This window comes from Microbacterium sp. CIAB417, from assembly GCF_022788845.1.
The window spans coordinates 598,687-616,928 of record NZ_JAHZUT010000001.1 but is presented as its reverse complement, the minus strand read 5'-3'; the positions used below and the strand labels follow the sequence as shown (position 1 = coordinate 616,928).

Below are 18,242 nucleotides of genomic sequence, written 5' to 3'. Positions count from 1 at the left end.
CCCGCCAGCCTATTGGGGCCGAACGACCCGATAGCGCCCGCACAGGAAGTTCCGATTGCGCGCCACGTCGAGGAGCTCCAGATCAAGCGCACGGGGCAGCACCGGTGCACCGGCACCGAGGGTCACGGGTGCGTACTGCACCCAGACCTCGTCGAGCAGGCCTGCGTCCGCGAACTGCCCCGCGAGGTCTCCGCCGCCGACGATCCAGAGGTCCTTGCCGGCCGCGGCCTCCGTCATCTGCACGTGCACGTCGCGGACGTCCGCGTGGGTGAGGCGCACGTCGCCGGCATCCGGAACCGGCAGATCGCGATGCGTGAACACCCAGGTGGGCTGTTCGTACCCCCACGCGCCGTTCTCATGACGCATGACCCACTCGAACGTCGACGCGCCCATCGCCAGCGCCCCGATGCCGGAGATGAACCCGCCGTACGACATGGGCCCGTTCTCGTCGATGTCCTGTTTGAGAAGCCAGTCGAGGGAGTGATCCGGTGTCGCGATGAAGCCGTCCAGGCTCGTGGCCGTGTAGTAATGGGTGGTCATGACCCCAGGATGGCATCGACGTCCGACACCGGCGAGACCCAGTCGATGCCGGGGTACCTCTTGAACCACGACACCTGGCGCCGCGCGTATCGTCGCGTGAGCGCCTGCGTCTCGGCGATCGCCTCGCCCTGCGACATGTCCCCCGCGAGCTGCGCGAGCGCCTGGGCGTATCCGATCGCCCTGCGTGCCGTCACGCCGTCCTCGAGTCCCTGCTCCCGAAGCGCGACGACCTCGTCGAGCATCCCCTGCTCCCACATCCGCTCGACACGGCGGTCCAAACGTTGCACGAGTTCAGAGCGCTCGACGTGCACGCCGAGGATGCGCGTGTCCGGCATCCACAGCAGCGGCGATGCGGGCAGGGCGGCCCCGTGCGTCGCCGCCCCCTGCTCCAGCACTTCGAGCGCCCGCACGATCCGGCGGCCGTTCTTCGGATCCACTCGGGCGGCGGTCGCGGCATCAAGAGCCGTGAGCCGGGCGAAGAGCGCGCCGGCGCCGTGCTCTTCCAGCTCCCGTTCCAGGCGTTCGCGCACCGCTGCATCCCGGGGTGGGAAACGGAAGTCGAAGATCGCACTCGAGACGTACAGACCCGAGCCCCCGACGAGGATCGCGTCCCCACCGCGGGCGAAGATCTCCTCGATCATGCTGCGCGCCAGCGGCTGGTACCACGCCACGGCCGCCTCCTGCGTTACCTCGCGCACGTCGAACAGGTGGTGCGGGATGCCGCGGCGCTCGTCGACCGGCAGCTTGGCCGTGCCGATGTCCATGCCGCGGTACAGCTGCATGGCGTCCGCGTTGACGATCTCGGCGGGGTTGCCGCGTTCCCGCAGTGCGCCCGCCAGTCGGAGCGCGAGATCGCTCTTGCCCGTGCCGGTCGCTCCGACGATCGCCCAGAGACGCGCGGTCACGCGAGCATCCTTCCCTCACGCGGCGAGACCTCTCCGTGTTCACGAAACCCCGTCGTATCCGCGTGAACAGGACGGGGTCTCGTGAACAAGACGGGGTCTCGGTGGAGGATCAGCGTGCTCACACCCCGACGCGCAGCGTCGGCAGGCCGAGCGACACGGCACCGGAGGAGCCCGTCGAGCCGCCGGGAGCGGGCACGGCGCAGGACTCCGCCTGCGCGCGGTCCCACGCGTCGCCGCCGCGCGTACGGCGGATCCTCAGCGGCGCCCCGGTCGGATCGTCCGCGAGCAGATGGAACGGTGCTCCGTGTGTGATGGTCACGGTCACGACGTCGCCCGGACGCGGGATCTCAGAACCCTCGGTCACCTCGAAGTGCACGAGCCGGTTGTCCTCGGCGCGACCGGTGAGACGATGCGTCTCGGCATCCTTCTTGCCTTCTCCGACCGACACCAACACCTCGACCTCGCGGCCGACCTGCTTCTGGTTCTCCTCCAGGGAGATGCGCTCCTGCAGGGCGATCAGTCGGTCGTAGCGGGCCTGCACGACCTCCTTGGGGACCTGGTCCTCCATCGTCGCGGCCGGCGTCCCCTCGCGGATCGAGTACTGGAACGTGAACGCGTTCGCGAAGCGCGCCTGCTCGACGACCCGCATCGTGTCCTCGAAGTCCTCGTCCGTCTCCCCGGGGAATCCGACGATGATGTCGGTCGAGATCGCCGCGTTCGGGATCCGCTCGCGGACCCGGTCCAGGATGCCGAGGAAGCGCTCGCTCCGGTACGACCGGCGCATCGCCTTGAGGATGCGGTCGCTGCCCGACTGCAGAGGCATGTGCAGTTGCGGCATCACGGACGGTGTCTCGGCCATTGCCGCGATCACATCGTCGGTGAACGCCGCCGGGTGCGGGCTCGTGAAGCGGATGCGCTCGAGTCCCTCGATCTCGCCCGCGGCGCGCAGCAGCTTGCCGAACGCCTGACGGTCGCCGAACTCGACGCCGTAGGAGTTGACGTTCTGCCCGAGCAGGGTGACCTCGATCGCGCCGTCCTCCACGAGCAGGCGGATCTCGTTCAGGATGTCGCCGGGGCGTCGGTCCTTCTCTTTGCCGCGCAGGCTCGGCACGATGCAGAACGTGCAGGTGTTGTTGCAGCCCACCGAGATCGAGACCCAGCCGCTGTGCGCGGAGTCGCGCTTGGTGGGCAGTGTCGAGGGGAAGACCTCCAGCGACTCCAGGATCTCCAGTTCGGCATCGCCGTTGTGACGGGCGCGCTCCAGCAGACCAGGAAGCGAACCCATGTTGTGCGTGCCGAAGACGACGTCGACCCAGGGCGCCTTGTCGAGCACGGCGTCCTTGTCCATCTGCGCGAGGCAGCCGCCGACGGCGATCTGCATGCCCTCGTGCTTGTCCTTGCGACTCTTCAGGTGCCCGAGGGTTCCGTAGAGCTTGCCCGCCGCATTGTCGCGCACAGCGCACGTGTTGATGATGACGACGTCGGCTTCTTCGCCGGCAGCCGCCTTCACGTAGCCGGCGCTCTCCAGAGACCCCGACAGCCGCTCGGAATCGTGCACGTTCATCTGACAGCCGAAGGTGCGCACTTCGTAGGAGCGCTGCCGGCCGTCGGCGTCGACGGCGGCGGAGGAGGGCGCGATGATCGTCGGCTCGCTGCGCGGAGTAGTCATGATGAACACATTCTACGTTCGACGGATCAGAGCGGACGTGCGCTCCGCGATGCAGACGCAGATCCGCACCGTACACGGGCGGATCAGTCGAATCGGACGCCCGAGGACGGCCGGCCGAACGACTGCTCCGCCATCGCCGTCCGCACCACCGCGGACACCACCGAACCGGAATAGCCGCGCCGGGCGAGCTGACCGGACAGTCGACGCTTCGCCGTCTCCGCATCCAGGCGGGTCATCCCGCGCAGTTTCGTGCGCGCGAACTCGAGAGCACGCTCGAAATCGTCGTCCGGAAGCTCTTCGAGAGCGGCATCGGCGATGTCTCTCGGAATGCCGCGCTGAGCCAGCACTCGCGCCAGCGCCACGCGCCCCTGCCCCTTCCGTTCGTGACCGGCGGTGACGAGGTGTCCGGCGAGCAGGGCGTCGTCGAGGTAGCGCAACGAACAGAACTCGTCGATGATCTCGTCGACCTGGGCCTGCGTGATGTGCAGTCCCCGCAGGAAGGTGCTCGCCTCCGCGACCGACATCGATCGCGCACGCAGCTTGCGCACCAGCGCCTCGGATGCCTGGGCGGCGAGCTCGGCCGGATCGGGGACGCCCTCGTCGGTCCCTTCCGACGGCGGCACGCCGCGGCCCGACTCCTCATGCGGTCGCAGGGCGCGTAGGCGCGTCATCGACGCGGGTGCGCGCTCCCCCGCACCGTTCCCCGAGGGATCCGGACGAGCGCCGGCGCGGGAACCGGCGCTCGGATGAGCGGCGGAGCGTCGGCCCCGCGCCGGATGGCGATCGCTCGGGTCGCGGCCCGCGTCCTCGTCATCCCAGGTGGATCGCCAGGTCCCGGACGATTCGTTCCGTGGCGACACGGCGCGGAACGCCGCATCGCCGGACGCAGACGCCTCAGCCTCCGCCCGAGGTGCCCCAGGCCCGTTCTCTCCGGATGCGCTCTCGGTATCCGCGGTCCCGCGGGACCCTCCGAAGAGCGGGATCACGGGGGCGAGGTGCTCCTCGCCCCCGTTCTCACCGTTCATCACGCCGGACGGCGCTGCGCGAGTTCGTCCGCGGCCTCAGGCGCAGCCGCGGCACCGCCGATGCCGAGCTTCTGCTTGATCTGCGTCTCGATCGCGAGCGCGATGTCGGGGTTGTTGATGAGGAACGTGCGCGCGTTCTCCTTGCCCTGACCGAGCTGGTCCCCGTCGTAGGTGTACCAGGAGCCGGACTTCTTCACGATGCCATGCTCGACGCCGAAGTCGATCAGGCTCCCCTCGCGCGAGATCCCGATGCCGTACAGGATGTCGAACTCGGCCTGCTTGAACGGCGGAGCCATCTTGTTCTTGACGACCTTGACGCGCGTGCGGTTTCCGACCGCCTCGGCGCCGTCCTTGAGGGTCTCGATACGACGGATGTCCAGACGGACCGACGCGTAGAACTTCAGCGCCTTACCACCGGCGGTCGTCTCGGGAGAACCGAAGAACACACCGATCTTCTCGCGCAGCTGGTTGATGAAGATCGCCGTCGTCTTGGTCTGGTTCAGGCCACCGGTGAGCTTCCGCAGCGCCTGGGACATCAGGCGCGCCTGCAGGCCGACGTGCGAATCACCCATCTCACCCTCGATCTCGGCACGGGGCACGAGGGCCGCGACGGAGTCGATGACGACGAGGTCGATCGCGCCGGAGCGGATCAGCATGTCGGCGATCTCCAGCGCCTGCTCACCCGTGTCCGGCTGGGAGACGAGGAGCTGGTCGATGTCGACGCCGAGCTTCTTGGCGTAGTCGGGGTCGAGGGCGTGCTCGGCATCGACGAATGCGGCGATGCCGCCCGCGCGCTGGACGTTCGCGATCGCATGCAGCGTCAGCGTGGTCTTACCGGAGGATTCCGGTCCGTAGATCTCGATGATGCGGCCGCGCGGCAGTCCGCCGACGCCGAGGGCGACGTCGAGGGCGATGGAGCCGGTGGGGATGATCTCGACCGGAGCACGCTCGTCGCTGCCCAGTCGCATGACCGAGCCCTTCCCGAACTGGCGGTCGATCTGGGCGAGGGCCGATTCCAGGGCCTTCTCGCGGTCTGCGGGTGATGGCATGACATGCTCCTTCTGCTCGCGCTGCTGCCGCCTGTAGGCTGTCGCGGCCGTCCCCGGCTGGGGCTGACTCTCCGACAAGGCGTATGGCTCTCGGCCATGTCCCCCACGGTAGGCGGGACCTCCGACATCGCGTCGCAGGTACCCGGAAACCGTGGACAAGACGGGGCCGAAGACCACTTGTGCAGAACGATACGCCGCACCTCGAACGGATCTTCGACGACACGCCGATCGGCTTGCCGTTGAAGGCGCACGTCAGATCGAGCGCCCGACCACCAGCCGCGCCGTCAGCGCCGGCGCGGCTCCAGGCGTCCGACGCCGTGCCGGCGCTCGACGGGCACATCCGTCTCCGCGCACAGCGCGAGCCAGATGTCCCGCGGAGGGACACCGGCCTCGAGCGCCTCGGCTGCCGTCCTCGACCCCACCGCGCCGAGCACCAGATCGTTCACCAGCGTCGCCGCGCGTGCGCCGAACTCGACCTCCACGGCGCGGAGGAACTCGCTTCGTCGCATCGCCGCTCGTCAGTGCAGCGAGAGCTCGGGCTCGATCGAGGCGACGAGATCGTCCGGCACGACGTCCGGGAAGACCTGCAGCCCCTCGAGCACCGAGATGCGGTCGCCGACCTCGCGCATGATGGTCGAGATGGGGACATCGAGAGCTTCGGCCACGGAAGCGAGGATCTCGCTCGAGGCCTCCTTCTGACCGCGCTCCACCTCGCTGAGGTAGCCGAGCGCGACGGAGGCCTTGCTGGCCACCTGACGGAGCGTGCGCCCCTTCTGAAGGCGGAAGTCCCTCAGCACATCGCCGATCTCCTGGCGTACAAGAATCATCGGAACCTCCTCTCGTTCCCCGTCGCCGAGTCCGGCGTCGAGCGGATCGCCAGTCTAACCCGACCGGCTGGGGAAAAAACTACCGTTTCACTCTGTGGTTTGGTTGTGAGCGCAGCATCCTGAGCGTTGAACACATGGATGACAACCGCGACGCGGCCCGCGCTATTCCTGCACCGCCCGCAACGCCGCGGAGATGACGGCATCCACGGACTGCCGGCGGATCTCCTCGCGATCCCCGCCGAAGCGGAACGAGAACGACTGGACGCCGTCCGGAGTCGCCACGCCGACATGCACGGTCCCCACGGGCTGGCCGTCGGGCGAAGCAGGGCCCGCGATACCGGTGGTCGAGATGCCGACATCGGCCGGACGCCCCTCGACCGCGACGGCCACCCGCACGCCGTCCGCCAACTGCTCAGCGACCTGCGGATGCACCGGACCGTGCTCGACCAGCAGATCGGCGTCCACGCCGAGCACCGAGTGCTTCACGGGAGTGGCGTACGCGACGACGGCGCCGTTGAGCACCGACGACGCCCCGGGAACCGCCACGATCGCCGAGCTGACCGCTCCCCCCGTGAGCGATTCGGCGACGCCCAGCGTCCACCCGCGCTCGCGCAGCGCCGCCACGAGTTCCGCCGCGACCGTCACGCGCCGCCCTCCGACCGAGCGCCGCGCACCTGCGCCACGACGTAGTCGACACCGCTGACGATCGTGAGGACGAGCGTCGCGTACATCAGGACGACACCGATGCCGGTCCACCAGTCCATGCCGATGAGCTCGTGAAGCGGCAGCAGCCACCAGCCGAGGGCGACGCCCTGGAAGGCCGTCTTGACCTTCCCGAGCCACGCCGCCGCGACGATGTGCTGCCTGGCGACCATGAAGCGGTGCACGGTGATGCCCCACTCGCGGATCAGGATCAGGACCACGATCCACCACGGCCATTCCCCGAGAACGGCGAGACCCACGAACCCGGCTCCGGTCAGCAGCTTGTCCGCGATCGGGTCCCAGAGCTTGCCGAAGTCGCTCACGATGTCGTAGCGCCGTGCCAGGTAGCCGTCGACCCAGTCCGTCGAGATCGCCAGCACGAACAGGACGCCCGCGATCCAGCGCAGGACGAGATCGCTCGCGCCGTACGTCCCCCCGCCCAGCAGGAGGACGAAGAACACGACCGCCAGTGGGATGCGGGCGACGGTGATCGCGTTGGGAAGCTGCCGGGGGATGGCCATCAGTCGCGCCCCGTGAGGCCCCAGGCGTCCTCATCGCCGTCACCCTCGGCCTCGACGACCGGAAGACCGCGGAACTGCTCCTCGACCGGGTCGAACGCCTCGTCCGCCGGGGCCGCTGCCGCCGCCGGCGCCGTGGCCGGGGTGGGCGGGTCATCGCCGCGCAGCCGCGCGAGCACGGCGGGCAGCTGCTCGGCCGTGACGAGCACGTCGCGCGCCTTCGAGCCCTCGGAGGGGCCCACGATCTCTCGGGACTCCAGCAGGTCCATGAGCCGCCCGGCCTTGGCGAAGCCGACCCGCAGCTTGCGCTGCAGCATCGACGTCGATCCGAACTGGGAGGACACCACGAGCTCGGCCGCCGCGAGCAGCAGCTCGAGGTCGTCGCCGATGTCCTCGTCGATCTCCTTCTTCTTGCCCTCCACGGCCTCCGCGACATCCGGGCGGTACTCGGGCCTGGCCTGCGCCGTGACGTGCTTCACGACGGCGTCGATCTCGCTCTCGTTGACCCAGGCGCCCTGCAGACGGAACGGCTTGGAGGAGCCCATCGGGGAGAACAGGGCGTCGCCCTGACCGATGAGCTTGTCGGCACCGGGCGCGTCCAGGATGACGCGGCTGTCGGTGACGCTCGTCACGGCGAACGCGAGGCGCGAGGGCACGTTCGCCTTGATGAGACCCGTGACCACGTCGACGCTCGGACGCTGCGTGGCCAGCACGAGGTGGATGCCGGACGCGCGCGCCAGCTGGGTGATGCGGACGATCGAATCCTCCACGTCACGCGGGGCGACCATCATCAGATCCGCGAGCTCGTCGACGACGACCAGCAGGTAGGGGTAGGGCTTGAGCACGCGCTCGCTGCCGACCGGGACCTCCACCTCGCCCGCGCGCACCGCGCGGTTGAAGTCGTCGATATGACGAAACCCGAACGACGCGAGGTCGTCGTACCGCATGTCCATCTCCTTCACGACCCATTGCAGCGCCTCGGCCGCCTTCTTCGGGTTCGTGATGATGGGGGTGATCAGGTGAGGGACCCCGGCGTAGCTGGTGAGCTCCACGCGCTTCGGGTCGATGAGGACCATCCGCACATCGGCCGGCTTGGCGCGCATGAGCAGGCTCGTGATCATCGAGTTCACGAAGCTCGACTTTCCGGAGCCGGTGGAGCCGGCCACGAGCAGGTGCGGCATCTTCGCGAGGTTCGCGACGACGATGTTGCCGCCGACATCCTTGCCCACGCCGATCGTCATCGGGTGGGTGCTCTTCTGCGCTGCCGGCGACCGGAGCACGTCGCCGAGGGCGACCATCTCCTTGTCGGCGTTGGGGATCTCGATGCCGATCGCGCTCTTGCCCGGGATCGGCGAGAGGATGCGGACATCGTTGGAGGCGACCGCGTAGGCGATGTTGTTCGCGAGCTGGGTGATCTTCTCGACCTTGACGCCGTGACCGACCTCGACCTCGTACTGCGTCACCGTCGGTCCGCGCGAGAACCCGGTGACCTTGGCGTCGACCTTGAACTGGGTCAGCACGCTCGTGATCTGCTCGATCACGCGATCGGTGGCCTCGGAGCGCACGACGGGGGGCGGCCCCTCGGCCAGGACGGACTGCGGCGGCAGATGGTACGGGGCCACGGGTGCCTGCGGGCCGCGCTCCCCCGAACCCTCGGTCCCGAAGCCGTCCAGGCCGGGCAGCTCGGGCTGCTCTCCGGTGTCCCCGGTGTCATCCTTGAGCGCCGTGGTCTGCTGCTCGGACAGCATGGCCGTCAGCGCCTCGACGTCCGTGAGGACCTCGGTCGCGGCATCCTGCGGGTCGGCCACGACGACGGCCTGATCGTAGGCGGGCGTGCTCTGAGCCGGCAGGAGCTCGGTGAGATCCTGCGAGCCGACGCCGGAGTCCGGATCCTCCTCGCGCCCGGTCTTGTTGCGACGCCACCAGGGAAGCACGTCCGGGTCGTCGGACTTGTCGGCCTCATCCACGACCGGAAGCTCCTTGGTCGGCTTCTCGGGCCTCTCGGCATCGAACATCCAGGCGTACAGGTCGCCCAGGCGCTGTCCGATGCGGTTCGGCGGGGTCTTGGTGAGGATCAGGATGCTCAGGGCGATGAGCAGGCTGAGGACGACGTACGCGGCGATCGGCGACAGGAAGGCCAGCGGCTCGCCCAGCATCCAACCGAACAGACCGCCCGCGGCGCTCAGCGCCGCCGGTCCGTCGCTGGGGTGCGGTCGCCCTCCCGCGACGTGGCAGATGCCCGCGATGGACAGCACCATCAGGGCGAAGCCGATGCCGATGCGCCCGTTGTCATGCACGGACGACGGATGCCGGAACAACCACCCGGCCAGCAGCAGGAGCAGCACGGGCATGAGGAACGCCTCGCGGCCGACGGCGAACCCCACGCTGTACGCGCTGATGGTCTGAGCGACCTCGTTGCCGATGAAGAACCATTCGTTCACCGCACCCAGGCACGCCAGCAGCAGCAGGAACAGCGGGAACCCGTCCCGTCGGTCGTCCTTCTCGAGTGTCTCCGGGCCGAAGGCGCGGAACAGACCGCCGACGCCGTGCGCCAGCCCGATCCACGCACGTGCGATCAGCGGCGGCCGGTCGGCGTCGTCGATGTACTTCTTCGGTGCGGGCGCGGCCTTCGCGGACGACCGCGACGCCGACTGCCGCTTCGAGCGCGCCGAAGCGCTCTCGGACGCGCGTTCGGACTTCGTGGTGCTCCTGGCCATGTCCTCAACGGTACGGCCGGTGGCCGACATCCGCCCGCAGTGACGCGGCTTTCAGGCCGATCGCGGGCGTGTCACGCCTCGATCACGAGCGGCACGATCATCGGGCGGCGGCGCAGCTTCTGGTTGACCCAGCGGCCGATCGTGCGGCGCACGACCTGCGACAGCGCGTGGGTGTCGCGCACCCCGTTGCCGGAGGCCTCCTTCAGCGCGGCCACGATCTTCGGGACGACGTCCTCGAACACGGCGTCGTCCTCGGCGATGCCCCGGGCGTGGATCTCGGGTCCGGTGATGATCCGGCCGGTCGCGGCATCCACGACGACGATCACGGACACGAAGCCCTCCTCGCCGAGGATGCGGCGATCCTTCAGATCGGCATCGGTGATCTCGCCGACCGTCGATCCGTCCACGTAGACGAAGCCGAGATCGAGCTGACCGGCGACGCGGGCCGCGCCGTCCTTCAGATCGATGATCGTGCCGTTCGAGGCGATGATCGTGTTGTCCTCGGGAATCCCGGTGTCCTGCGCCAGCTTCGCGTTCGCGATGAGGTGGCGGTACTCGCCGTGCACCGGCAGGACGTTCTTCGGCTTGAGGATGTTGTAGCAGTACAGCAGCTCGCCGGCTGCGGCATGACCGGACACGTGCACGCGCGCGTTCGCCTTGTGCACGACGTTGGCACCGAGCTTGGTCAAACCGTCGATCACGCGGTAGACCGCGTTCTCGTTCCCGGGGATGAGGCTGGACGCCAGGATGACCGTGTCGCCGTCGCCCGGCTCGATGGCGTGGTCGAGGTTCGCCATGCGGCTGAGCACGGCCATGGGCTCGCCCTGGGATCCGGTCGACATGTAGACGATCTGGTCGTCGGGCAGATCACGGGCCTTCTTGTAGTCGATGAGCACGTTCTCCGGGACCTGCAGGTACCCGAGCTGCTCGGCGATCGTCATGTTGCGCACCATGCTGCGGCCGAGGAACGCCACCCGACGGCCATGCGCGGAGGCCGCGTCGATGACCTGCTGGACGCGGTGCACGTGACTGGAGAAGCTCGCGACGATGACACGCCGCGGCGCCTTGCCGATGACCTGATCGAGGACGGGCCCGATCGAGCGCTCGGTCGGGGTGAACCCGGGGACGTCCGCGTTGGTCGAGTCGACGAGGAACAGATCGACCCCCTCCTCCCCCAGCCGGGAGAAGGCGCGGAGGTCGGTGATGCGACCGTCCAGGGGCAGCTGGTCCATCTTGAAGTCGCCCGTGGCCAGGACGAGACCGGCGGGCGTGCGGATCGCGACGGCCAGGGCGTCCGGGATCGAGTGGTTGACGGCGACGAACTCGAGATCGAACGGTCCCACCTTCTCCTGCTGACCCTCCTGCACGGTGAGCGTGAAGGCCTTGATCCGGTGCTCCTTGAGCTTCGCCTCGACGAGCGCGAGCGTGAGACCGGAACCGATCAGCGGGATGTCGTTCTTCAGGCGCAGCAGATACGGCACCGCGCCGATGTGGTCCTCGTGACCGTGTGTGAGCACGACGCCCACGATGTCGTCGAGCCGGTCGCGGATGGGCTCGAAGTCCGGCAGGATCAGGTCGACGCCCGGCTGGTGCTCCTCAGGGAAGAGCACGCCGCAGTCCACGATGAGGATCTTGCCCTCGTACTCGAAGATGGTCATGTTGCGGCCGACCTCGCCGAGACCGCCGAGCGGTGTGACGCGCAGGGTCCCTTCCTCGAGAGGTGCCGCTTCAGCGATCGGGATGGACATGCTGTCTCCTCAGTCGGGCGCGTCGCGCGCCCGGGTCGTGCGTCAGGCGCGCTCCGCGCCCGTGTCGTCTCAGCGCGTCGTGCCGTGCACCTTCGGCAGCGCACCGCCGGCGGCCGCGTTGCGGTCGGGGCGGAAGTTCGAGAAATCGGCACCGGGGACATCCCTCACGAGGGCGAGCTCGTCCTCGATGAGGGCGGCCTCCCACTCCTCCGGTCCCACCAGGGGCAGCCGGACGCGGGGGCTCGAGATCCGCCCCAGGCCGTGCAGGATGTACTTGGCCGACACCGTGCCCGGCACATGCGTCATGACGGCGCGCACGAGCGGTTCCAGACGCTTGTGCTCGGCCGTGGCGGTGGCGAGGTCGCCGCGGTTCACGGCGTCCACGATGGTGCGGTACGGCGTCGCCGTGATGTTCGCGGTGACGCCGATGAGGCCGGCGGCGCCGATGGCGAGGTGCGGCAGCACGTTCGCGTCGTCGCCGGAGAAGTACATCAGGTCGGTCTGGTTCAGCACGCGGCTCACCTCGCTGAAGTCGCCCTTGGCGTCCTTCACCGCGAGGATGTTCGGATGCTTCGCCAGCCGCAGGATCGTCTCGTACCGGATCGGCACGCCGGTCCGCCCCGGGATGTCGTACAGGATCACGGGGAGGTCGGTCGCGTCCGCCACGAGGCGGAAATGCGTCAGGATACCGGCCTGCGTCGGCTTGTTGTAGTACGGCGTGACGATCATGATGCCGTCGGCGCCGGCCTTCTCGCTGGCCTTGTAGAGCTCGATCGCGTGGGCGGTCTCGTTGGAGCCGCCGCCGGTGATGATCTTGGCGCGTCCGCCGGAGACGGACTTGCCGACCTCGACGAGCTTGAGCTTCTCGGCATCCGTCAGGGTCGAGGTCTCGCCCGTCGTGCCCGTCACGACGACACCGTCCGCACCCGCGGTGATGACGTCGTCGATGTGCTTCTCGACGGCGGGCCAGTCGACTTCGCCGTCGGCCGTCATCGGAGTGACGAGCGCGACGAGAACCTGTCCGAAGGGGTTGCCCGAGTGCGTCATGGTCCCAGCGTATCGGTTCGGCGCCCGCGCCCGTGCGGGGCTACACTCGCCCGCATGGCCTGGCAGACCGCGGATTCCCGCATCGTGTACGAGAATCCGTGGATCTCCGTCCGCGAGGACGCCGTCGTCGGGCCGGGTGGCCCTGGCATCTACGGCGTCGTCACCATGCGCCATCCCGCCGTGTTCGTCGTCGCCGTCGACGACGAGGAGCGGGTGTGCCTGGTGACGCTCGAACGGTACACCACCGGACGCTCGGTCGAGGTCCCTGCGGGAGGCACCGACGGCGAGGACCCGCTCACGGCGGCGCGACGCGAATTGCGCGAGGAGACGGGCCTGCAGGCAGAGGAGTGGACGCCCCTCGGCACCATGAACGCGCTCAACGGCGTCACGGTCGCTCCGGAGCACGTGTTCCTCGCGCGCGGGCTCAGCGTCGCCGACGCAGCGGACGCCCGCGCCGAGGAGGGCATCGACGACGTGTCATGGGTCCGGTTCGACGAGGTCCTGCGCATGATCGCCGACGGCCGGATCACGGACGGCGAGACGGTTGCGGCCATCGCCTATGCCGCCATCCGTCTCGGTCGCTTCCAGTGAGTCCGCGCGCTCTCAGACCCGCCCTCGGCGCGCGACGCGGGAGGTGAGCGAAGCCGGCAGCAGCTTCGTCAGCGCGACGATCGCCTTGTAGCGCAGGGACGGGATCGACACGGCTCGTCCGCGCGCGGCATCCCGCAGTCCCTCCCGCACGACGACGTCGGCGTCGAGCCACATCAGGGACGGGATGCCCTCCTGCCCGGGCGGAAGCCCCATGCGCTGGTGGAAGGTCGTGTGCGTGAAACCCGGGCAGAGCGCGGTGACGGAGACGCCGTCCGCGGCGTACTCGGCGTTCGCCCAGCGGCTGAAGCCGATCAGCCAGGACTTGCACGCCGAGTACGTCGACCGCGAGATGAAGCCCGCGACCGACGCGACGTTGATGATGCGCCCGCCACGGCCGCGCATCACGCCGAGCGCCGCGTGCATGAGCCGCATCGCCACCTCGACGTGCAGACGCAGGTGCCGCACCTCGTCGTCGATGTCATTGTCGGCGAAGCCCAGGGGCAGCCCGAAACCAGCGTTGTTCACGAGCAGGTCGATCGGCGCGGACGCATCCATGACACGGGCCGTGACCCGCTCCAGGTCGGCGTCGTCCAGCAGGTCCGCCACGATCACCTCGACGGAGACGCCATCGCGCACGCGCAGTTCGCCGGCGAGCTCCTCCAGTGCTTCTCCGGAGCGCGCGACGAGGACGAGGTCGGCACCGCGTCCGGCCAGCTGCCGGGCGAACTCGGCTCCGAGACCCGCGCTCGCGCCGGTGATGAGGGCGGTCGGCATCAGCGCTCGTATCGCAGGAAGCGGTAGCGGGTGCCCGTGCGGGATGTCTGCCACTCCCCCTCGCGGACGAGACGCCAGCCGGCCTTGTCGGGCGCGTAGGCGTCTCCCGTCACCGCAAGATCGATCTCGGTGACCTCGAGCCGATCCGCGTCGCCGATGACCTGGCTGAAGATCTCGGCCCCGCCGATCACCCAGACCTCATCGCGCCCGCGGACCGCCTCGGACACGGTGGCCGCGCGCCGCGCGCCCTCCGCCGCCCAGTCCTGCTGCCGGGTGATGACGATGTTCTCGCGCCCGGCCAGGGGGCGGAACCGGTCCGGCAGGGAGTCCCAGGTCTTGCGTCCCATGATGACCGGGGCGCCGAGGGTGACGTCCTTGAAGTGCGCGAGGTCCTCGGGGACGTGCCAGGGCATGCCGCCCTCGGCGCCGATCACGCCCCCGTGCGCCTCTGCCCAGATGAGCCCCACCCAGGTCATACCGCCACCGCCGCTCGGATCGGAGGGTGGTGCTGATAGTCCTCGATGACGAAGTCGTCGTAGACGTAGTCGAAGATCGATTCCGGCGTCCGCGCGAAGCGCAGGGTCGGATACGGGTACGGCTCGCGGGTGAGCTGCTCTCGGACCTGATCGACGTGGTTGTCGTAGATGTGGCAGTCGCCGCCGGTCCAGACGAAGTCGCCGGGTTCGAGACCGACCTGATGGGCGATCATCTGCGTGAGCAGCGCGTAGGAGGCGATGTTGAACGGGACGCCGAGGAACAGATCGGCGCTGCGCTGGTAAAGCTGGCAGGACAGCCTGCCGTCGGCCACGTAGAACTGGAACAGGGCGTGGCACGGGGCGAGTGCCATGTCGGGGATGTCGGCCGGGTTCCACGCGGACACGATCAGCCGGCGCGAGTCGGGCGACTGCCTGATCTGCTCGATCACGTCGGAGAGCTGGTCGATGTGACCGCCGTCCGGAGTCGGCCAGGAACGCCACTGCACGCCGTAGACCGGGCCGAGATCTCCGTCTGCATCGGCCCATTCGTCCCAGATGGTCACGCCGTTGTCCTGCAGCCACCGCACGTTGGAGTCGCCGCGCAGGAACCACAGCAGCTCGTAGGCGATGGACTTGAAGTGCACGCGCTTGGTCGTGATGAGCGGGAACCCCTGCGACAGGTCGAAACGCAGTTGACGGCCGAACACGCTGGTCGTGCCCGTCCCGGTGCGATCGTCCTTGTGCGTGCCGATTTCGAGCACGTCGCGCAGGAGGTCTTCGTAGGGCGTCGGGACGGCTTCGCTCATGCTCCACACGATACCCGCCCTCGGCGACACCGGCGCGTTCGTCATGGTTCGCAACAACGGCCCAGGACGCGACGGGACCGCCGTACCCTCGATCCATGTCGCCTGCACTCGCCCTGGGCATCGCGGGAGCGCTGATCGTGCTCGCCGTGGTGATCGGGGCGCTGCTGCGACGGCTCGACGGCCGGCGTCGCGGAGGAGGGCACCTGAGATTCGATCCGTCCGACACGGAGGACGAGCTCGGGTCACGAGCCACGCTCGTGCAGTTCAGCACGGAGCTCTGCACACGCTGCCCGCAGGTGCGCCGGATGCTGAGTGCTCTGGCGGGTCGTGAAGACGGCCTCCGTCATCTCGAGGTCGACCTGACGCACCGCCCGGACCTTTCTCGCCGCTACCACGTCCTCCAGACGCCGACGACGTTCGTCGTCGACCGCGAGGGCGCCGTCCGCGCCCGTTTCAACGGCGTCCCCCATCAGCACGCCCTGGCCGAGGCGCTCGCCGCCCTCTGACGAAGGAGCCGACATGTCCGAACCGATTCCCGCCGGCATCGATCCGCGCGGACCGCGATTCGCGGCCGGCATCACTGCCGTGCTGCTGCTGGTCGGTCTGGTGCTGTCGCTGGTGGGCATCTCGACCGCACAGCACGCGGCGACCTTCGGCTGGTTCGCCTTCCAGCCGCTCGAAGGGGCGAGCTTCGCGTTCGTCGCCGGCGCGCCCTGGGTGCTGCCGACGGCGACGCTCGCGCAGCGCGCTCTCGACCCGGGTTTCCTGCTTCTCACCCTGATCGCGCTGCTCTTCCTGTGGGGCGCCGCCTGGCCCCGCACAGCGCCATGGGGTGTCGTCTTCCGCCGTCTCGTGCGCCCCCGGCTGGCTCCTCCGGCCGAGCTCGAGGACCCGCGGCCGCCGCGTTTCGCGCAGGGCGTCGGCCTGTTCGTGCTCGGCGTCGGCCTCGTGCTGCACCTGATCGGCGTGCCCTGGGCGCTCCCCGTCGCCGCGGCCGCCGCGTTCCTCGCCGCCTTCCTGAACGCGGCCTTCGGCTTCTGCCTGGGCTGTCAGATCTATCTGCTCCTGCAGCGGGCGGGCATCGTCGGACGCACGACGCGCGCGGCCTGACGGGGCGGTTCCCCCGGCATCGTCCGATCGCTAGGCTGGCCCCACACCCCGCCCGCTACCCCGGAGGAACACCATGCCCGTCACCAGCGAAGCCACCACCACCTGGACCGGTTCCCTCAGCGAGGGTTCGGGCACCGTGTCGTTCGCGTCCTCGCACCTCGGCACCTTCCCGATCGACTGGAAGGCCCGCAGCGAGGGATCCGACACGACCACGACGCCGGAGGAACTGATCGCGGCGGCGCACGCGTCGTGCTTCAGCATGGCGCTCTCGCACGCCCTGTCCGAGAACGGCACCCCGCCCGAGCGCGTCAACACGACGGCCTCGGTCACGTTCAAGCCCGGAACCGGCATCACGGGCAGCCACCTGAACGTGAACGCGTCCGTGCCCGGTCTGTCCGCCGAGGCGTTCCAGGAGATCGCCGAAGGCGCCAAGACCGGTTGCCCGGTCTCCCAGGCGCTGTCCGGCATCGACATCACCCTCGAGGCGACGCTCGCCTGAGCGGGATCGACGACGAGCGGGCCCGCGTCAGCGGGTCTGCTTCTCGACTCTGATCGCCTCGCGGATGCTGGCGCGGGCGTCCTTGCGGCGTCCCGCCGCGTCCTGAACAACGCCCAGCCGGTACTGCGCACGCCAGTCCTCGGGCGCCTCCTGCGCCGCGGACCGATAGCGGGAGACGATGCCCTCGGCGTCCTCGGGCGCGATCCTCCCGCTCGGTGTCAGCTCGGTCTCGGCCTCGGGCATGCCGCCCTCGGCATCCAGCCTCCGGCCCAGCCGGTCCGCCGCGACACCGAACTGGATCTCGCGCACCAGCGCCCAGACGCCGATCAAGGGCAGGACGATCAGGGCGATGCCCATCGCGACGGCGATCGGATCGCCCGTGCTGATGTACAGGAAAGCCTGCTGCCCGGCGACGACGAAGTAGAGGATCAGGCACACGCCCATCAGGGCGACGCCGATGCGAGTCGTCACGAGCGGGCTCGGATGCCGATGTCGATGATGTTCTCCAGCCCGACGACCACGCCGCGTGCGCTCAGCGCATAGGGCACGGCGAGGCGGATGCCCGGCGCGTAGGCGAGTGCGGGCTCCACGGTGTCGTGCGTGACGGTGAGCGACTCGCCGGGACCCGACAGGATGACGTCCTGGCGGGCGATGACCCCGGGACGGCGCAGGGAGTGGATCGGCACCCCGGCGACCTGCTGGCCGCGTGCGCGCTGGTCGACATGCGGGGCGCTGACCGGTCCCTGATCGGCACGCGCGGCGGCGAGGAGTTCCGCCGTCCGCACGGCCGTGCCGCTGGGCGAATCGATCTTCGTGTCCCGGTGCGCCTCGACGATCTCGGCGGAGTCGAAGTAGGGAGCCGCGGCCGCAGCCAGGGCGGAACCCAGGACGGACCCGAGCGAGAAGTTCGGGATGAACACCGCGCCGGTCTCCGCGGCATCGACGAGCGGGCGCACCAGGGCGATGCGCTCGTTCGACCAGCCGGATGTGCCCACGAGCACGTTGATGCCGCGCTCGACGGCGGCACGGACGACCTCGACGCTCACCTGAGGAGTCGAGGCGTCCACGACGAGGTCAGCACCGTCGAGCTCCGACCAGTCGCTGCGCGAGGTCAGCACACGGGTGACCTCGAAACCGTCGAGGCCGCCGATCACCTCCCGGATGATGGAACCCAGCTTCCCGGTTCCTCCGACGAGTGCTACCTGCGTGGTCATGTCTCCAGTCTATTTCGCCGCGTCG

Annotated in this window: 21 protein-coding genes; 4 read left to right on the top strand and 17 right to left on the bottom strand. The window is 69.3% G+C overall.

Annotated features, from left to right (window positions below):
* Positions 1-9: 9 nt before the first annotated feature.
* The 12 genes from KYX17_RS03020 to dapA form a co-directional block, all read right to left on the bottom strand.
* Positions 10-540 carry a dihydrofolate reductase family protein gene (locus tag KYX17_RS03020; RefSeq protein WP_243225058.1) on the bottom strand — a complete coding sequence of 177 codons (531 nt, stop codon included), beginning with the start codon at positions 538-540 and terminating at the stop codon, positions 10-12.
* Positions 537-1,445 carry a tRNA (adenosine(37)-N6)-dimethylallyltransferase MiaA gene (gene miaA, locus KYX17_RS03015; protein ID WP_243225057.1) on the bottom strand — a complete coding sequence of 303 codons (909 nt, stop codon included), beginning with the start codon at positions 1,443-1,445 and terminating at the stop codon, positions 537-539. The genes KYX17_RS03020 and miaA overlap by 4 nt, the downstream gene beginning before the upstream one ends.
* A gap of 118 nt (positions 1,446-1,563) precedes the next feature.
* Positions 1,564-3,114: a tRNA (N6-isopentenyl adenosine(37)-C2)-methylthiotransferase MiaB gene (miaB, locus tag KYX17_RS03010; protein WP_243225056.1), complete on the bottom strand. Its 1,551-nt coding sequence runs from the start codon at positions 3,112-3,114 to the stop codon at positions 1,564-1,566.
* Between the two features lie 83 nt (positions 3,115-3,197).
* On the bottom strand, positions 3,198-3,737 hold the full coding sequence (locus KYX17_RS03005; RefSeq protein ID WP_243225055.1) for a regulatory protein RecX: 540 nt from the start codon (positions 3,735-3,737) through the stop codon (positions 3,198-3,200).
* 401 nt (positions 3,738-4,138) lie between these two features.
* Entirely contained in the window at positions 4,139-5,188 is a 1,050-nt protein-coding gene (gene recA, locus KYX17_RS03000) for a recombinase RecA (RefSeq protein ID WP_243225054.1), read from the bottom strand.
* 284 nt (positions 5,189-5,472) lie between these two features.
* The gene (locus KYX17_RS02995; RefSeq protein WP_243225053.1) at positions 5,473-5,697 is read right to left on the bottom strand and encodes a DUF3046 domain-containing protein; all 225 of its coding nucleotides are present in this window, start codon (positions 5,695-5,697) and stop codon (positions 5,473-5,475) included.
* 9 nt (positions 5,698-5,706) lie between these two features.
* Complete coding sequence (locus tag KYX17_RS02990; protein WP_243225052.1) at positions 5,707-6,015, bottom strand: helix-turn-helix domain-containing protein; 309 nt, start codon at positions 6,013-6,015, stop codon at positions 5,707-5,709.
* A 162-nt stretch (positions 6,016-6,177) separates the two neighbouring features.
* Positions 6,178-6,660 carry a CinA family protein gene (locus KYX17_RS02985; protein ID WP_243225051.1) on the bottom strand — a complete coding sequence of 161 codons (483 nt, stop codon included), beginning with the start codon at positions 6,658-6,660 and terminating at the stop codon, positions 6,178-6,180.
* A complete protein-coding gene (gene pgsA, locus KYX17_RS02980; protein ID WP_243225050.1) occupies positions 6,657-7,238 on the bottom strand; it encodes a CDP-diacylglycerol--glycerol-3-phosphate 3-phosphatidyltransferase in 582 nt (193 codons plus the stop codon). The genes KYX17_RS02985 and pgsA overlap by 4 nt, the downstream gene beginning before the upstream one ends.
* The gene (locus KYX17_RS02975) at positions 7,238-9,952 is read right to left on the bottom strand and encodes a DNA translocase FtsK (RefSeq protein WP_243225049.1); all 2,715 of its coding nucleotides are present in this window, start codon (positions 9,950-9,952) and stop codon (positions 7,238-7,240) included. Before KYX17_RS02975 ends, pgsA begins: the two co-directional genes overlap by 1 nt.
* Before the next feature lie 71 nt (positions 9,953-10,023).
* Positions 10,024-11,700 carry a ribonuclease J gene (locus KYX17_RS02970; RefSeq protein WP_243225048.1) on the bottom strand — a complete coding sequence of 559 codons (1,677 nt, stop codon included), beginning with the start codon at positions 11,698-11,700 and terminating at the stop codon, positions 10,024-10,026.
* 69 nt (positions 11,701-11,769) lie between these two features.
* Positions 11,770-12,747 (bottom strand): 4-hydroxy-tetrahydrodipicolinate synthase, encoded by a 978-nt coding sequence (gene dapA / locus KYX17_RS02965; RefSeq protein ID WP_243225047.1) that lies wholly within the window; start codon positions 12,745-12,747, stop codon positions 11,770-11,772.
* A 54-nt stretch (positions 12,748-12,801) separates the two neighbouring features.
* On the opposite strand from dapA, the gene KYX17_RS02960 reads away from it, so the two are divergent.
* Positions 12,802-13,338, top strand: coding sequence for an NUDIX hydrolase (locus KYX17_RS02960; RefSeq protein ID WP_243225046.1), 537 nt, complete (start codon positions 12,802-12,804; stop codon positions 13,336-13,338).
* A gap of 12 nt (positions 13,339-13,350) precedes the next feature.
* Here KYX17_RS02960 and KYX17_RS02955 read toward each other — a convergent pair whose 3' ends face one another.
* From KYX17_RS02955 to KYX17_RS02945, 3 genes are read right to left on the bottom strand one after another with little or no spacing between them, the layout of a single operon-like run.
* Entirely contained in the window at positions 13,351-14,112 is a 762-nt protein-coding gene (locus KYX17_RS02955; RefSeq protein ID WP_243225045.1) for an SDR family oxidoreductase, read from the bottom strand.
* Complete coding sequence (locus KYX17_RS02950; protein ID WP_243225044.1) at positions 14,112-14,588, bottom strand: dihydrofolate reductase; 477 nt, start codon at positions 14,586-14,588, stop codon at positions 14,112-14,114. Before KYX17_RS02950 ends, KYX17_RS02955 begins: the two co-directional genes overlap by 1 nt.
* Positions 14,585-15,394 (bottom strand): thymidylate synthase, encoded by an 810-nt coding sequence (locus KYX17_RS02945; RefSeq protein ID WP_243225043.1) that lies wholly within the window; start codon positions 15,392-15,394, stop codon positions 14,585-14,587. Before KYX17_RS02945 ends, KYX17_RS02950 begins: the two co-directional genes overlap by 4 nt.
* A gap of 95 nt (positions 15,395-15,489) precedes the next feature.
* Between KYX17_RS02945 and KYX17_RS02940 the strand changes: the two genes are divergently transcribed.
* The 3 genes from KYX17_RS02940 (at position 15,490) to KYX17_RS02930 (ending at position 17,003) form a co-directional block, all read left to right on the top strand.
* Entirely contained in the window at positions 15,490-15,900 is a 411-nt protein-coding gene (locus tag KYX17_RS02940) for a thioredoxin family protein (protein ID WP_243225042.1), read from the top strand.
* Positions 15,901-15,913: 13 nt separating this feature from the next.
* Positions 15,914-16,504 (top strand): DUF4395 domain-containing protein, encoded by a 591-nt coding sequence (locus KYX17_RS02935; protein ID WP_243225041.1) that lies wholly within the window; start codon positions 15,914-15,916, stop codon positions 16,502-16,504.
* A 73-nt stretch (positions 16,505-16,577) separates the two neighbouring features.
* Entirely contained in the window at positions 16,578-17,003 is a 426-nt protein-coding gene (locus tag KYX17_RS02930; protein WP_243225040.1) for an OsmC family peroxiredoxin, read from the top strand.
* A 27-nt stretch (positions 17,004-17,030) separates the two neighbouring features.
* Here KYX17_RS02930 and KYX17_RS02925 read toward each other — a convergent pair whose 3' ends face one another.
* Together KYX17_RS02925 and dapB are read right to left on the bottom strand one after the other, a co-directional pair.
* Positions 17,031-17,474, bottom strand: coding sequence for a tetratricopeptide repeat protein (locus KYX17_RS02925; protein WP_243225039.1), 444 nt, complete (start codon positions 17,472-17,474; stop codon positions 17,031-17,033).
* Positions 17,471-18,217, bottom strand: a complete 747-nt coding sequence (dapB, locus tag KYX17_RS02920; protein ID WP_243225038.1) for a 4-hydroxy-tetrahydrodipicolinate reductase — start codon at positions 18,215-18,217, stop codon at positions 17,471-17,473. Before dapB ends, KYX17_RS02925 begins: the two co-directional genes overlap by 4 nt.
* Positions 18,218-18,242: the final 25 nt, after the last annotated feature.

Excerpts from the sequence above, each read along its gene's own strand:
- KYX17_RS03020 (WP_243225058.1), bottom strand. The coding sequence starts at position 540 with ATGACCACCCATTACTACACGGCCACGAGCCTGGACGGCTTCATCGCG.
- miaB (WP_243225056.1), bottom strand. The coding sequence starts at position 3,114 with ATGACTACTCCGCGCAGCGAGCCGACGATCATCGCGCCCTCCTCCGCC.
- recA (WP_243225054.1), bottom strand. The coding sequence starts at position 5,188 with ATGCCATCACCCGCAGACCGCGAGAAGGCCCTGGAATCGGCCCTCGCC.
- KYX17_RS02995 (WP_243225053.1), bottom strand. The coding sequence starts at position 5,697 with ATGCGACGAAGCGAGTTCCTCCGCGCCGTGGAGGTCGAGTTCGGCGCA.
- KYX17_RS02990 (WP_243225052.1), bottom strand. The coding sequence starts at position 6,015 with ATGATTCTTGTACGCCAGGAGATCGGCGATGTGCTGAGGGACTTCCGC.
- pgsA (WP_243225050.1), bottom strand. The coding sequence starts at position 7,238 with ATGGCCATCCCCCGGCAGCTTCCCAACGCGATCACCGTCGCCCGCATC.
- KYX17_RS02975 (WP_243225049.1), bottom strand. The coding sequence starts at position 9,952 with ATGGCCAGGAGCACCACGAAGTCCGAACGCGCGTCCGAGAGCGCTTCG.
- KYX17_RS02970 (WP_243225048.1), bottom strand. The coding sequence starts at position 11,700 with ATGTCCATCCCGATCGCTGAAGCGGCACCTCTCGAGGAAGGGACCCTG.
- dapA (WP_243225047.1), bottom strand. The coding sequence starts at position 12,747 with ATGACGCACTCGGGCAACCCCTTCGGACAGGTTCTCGTCGCGCTCGTC.
- KYX17_RS02960 (WP_243225046.1), top strand. The coding sequence starts at position 12,802 with ATGGCCTGGCAGACCGCGGATTCCCGCATCGTGTACGAGAATCCGTGG.
- KYX17_RS02955 (WP_243225045.1), bottom strand. The coding sequence starts at position 14,112 with ATGCCGACCGCCCTCATCACCGGCGCGAGCGCGGGTCTCGGAGCCGAG.
- KYX17_RS02950 (WP_243225044.1), bottom strand. The coding sequence starts at position 14,588 with ATGACCTGGGTGGGGCTCATCTGGGCAGAGGCGCACGGGGGCGTGATC.
- KYX17_RS02945 (WP_243225043.1), bottom strand. The coding sequence starts at position 15,394 with ATGAGCGAAGCCGTCCCGACGCCCTACGAAGACCTCCTGCGCGACGTG.
- KYX17_RS02940 (WP_243225042.1), top strand. The coding sequence starts at position 15,490 with ATGTCGCCTGCACTCGCCCTGGGCATCGCGGGAGCGCTGATCGTGCTC.
- KYX17_RS02935 (WP_243225041.1), top strand. The coding sequence starts at position 15,914 with ATGTCCGAACCGATTCCCGCCGGCATCGATCCGCGCGGACCGCGATTC.
- KYX17_RS02930 (WP_243225040.1), top strand. The coding sequence starts at position 16,578 with ATGCCCGTCACCAGCGAAGCCACCACCACCTGGACCGGTTCCCTCAGC.
- dapB (WP_243225038.1), bottom strand. The coding sequence starts at position 18,217 with ATGACCACGCAGGTAGCACTCGTCGGAGGAACCGGGAAGCTGGGTTCC.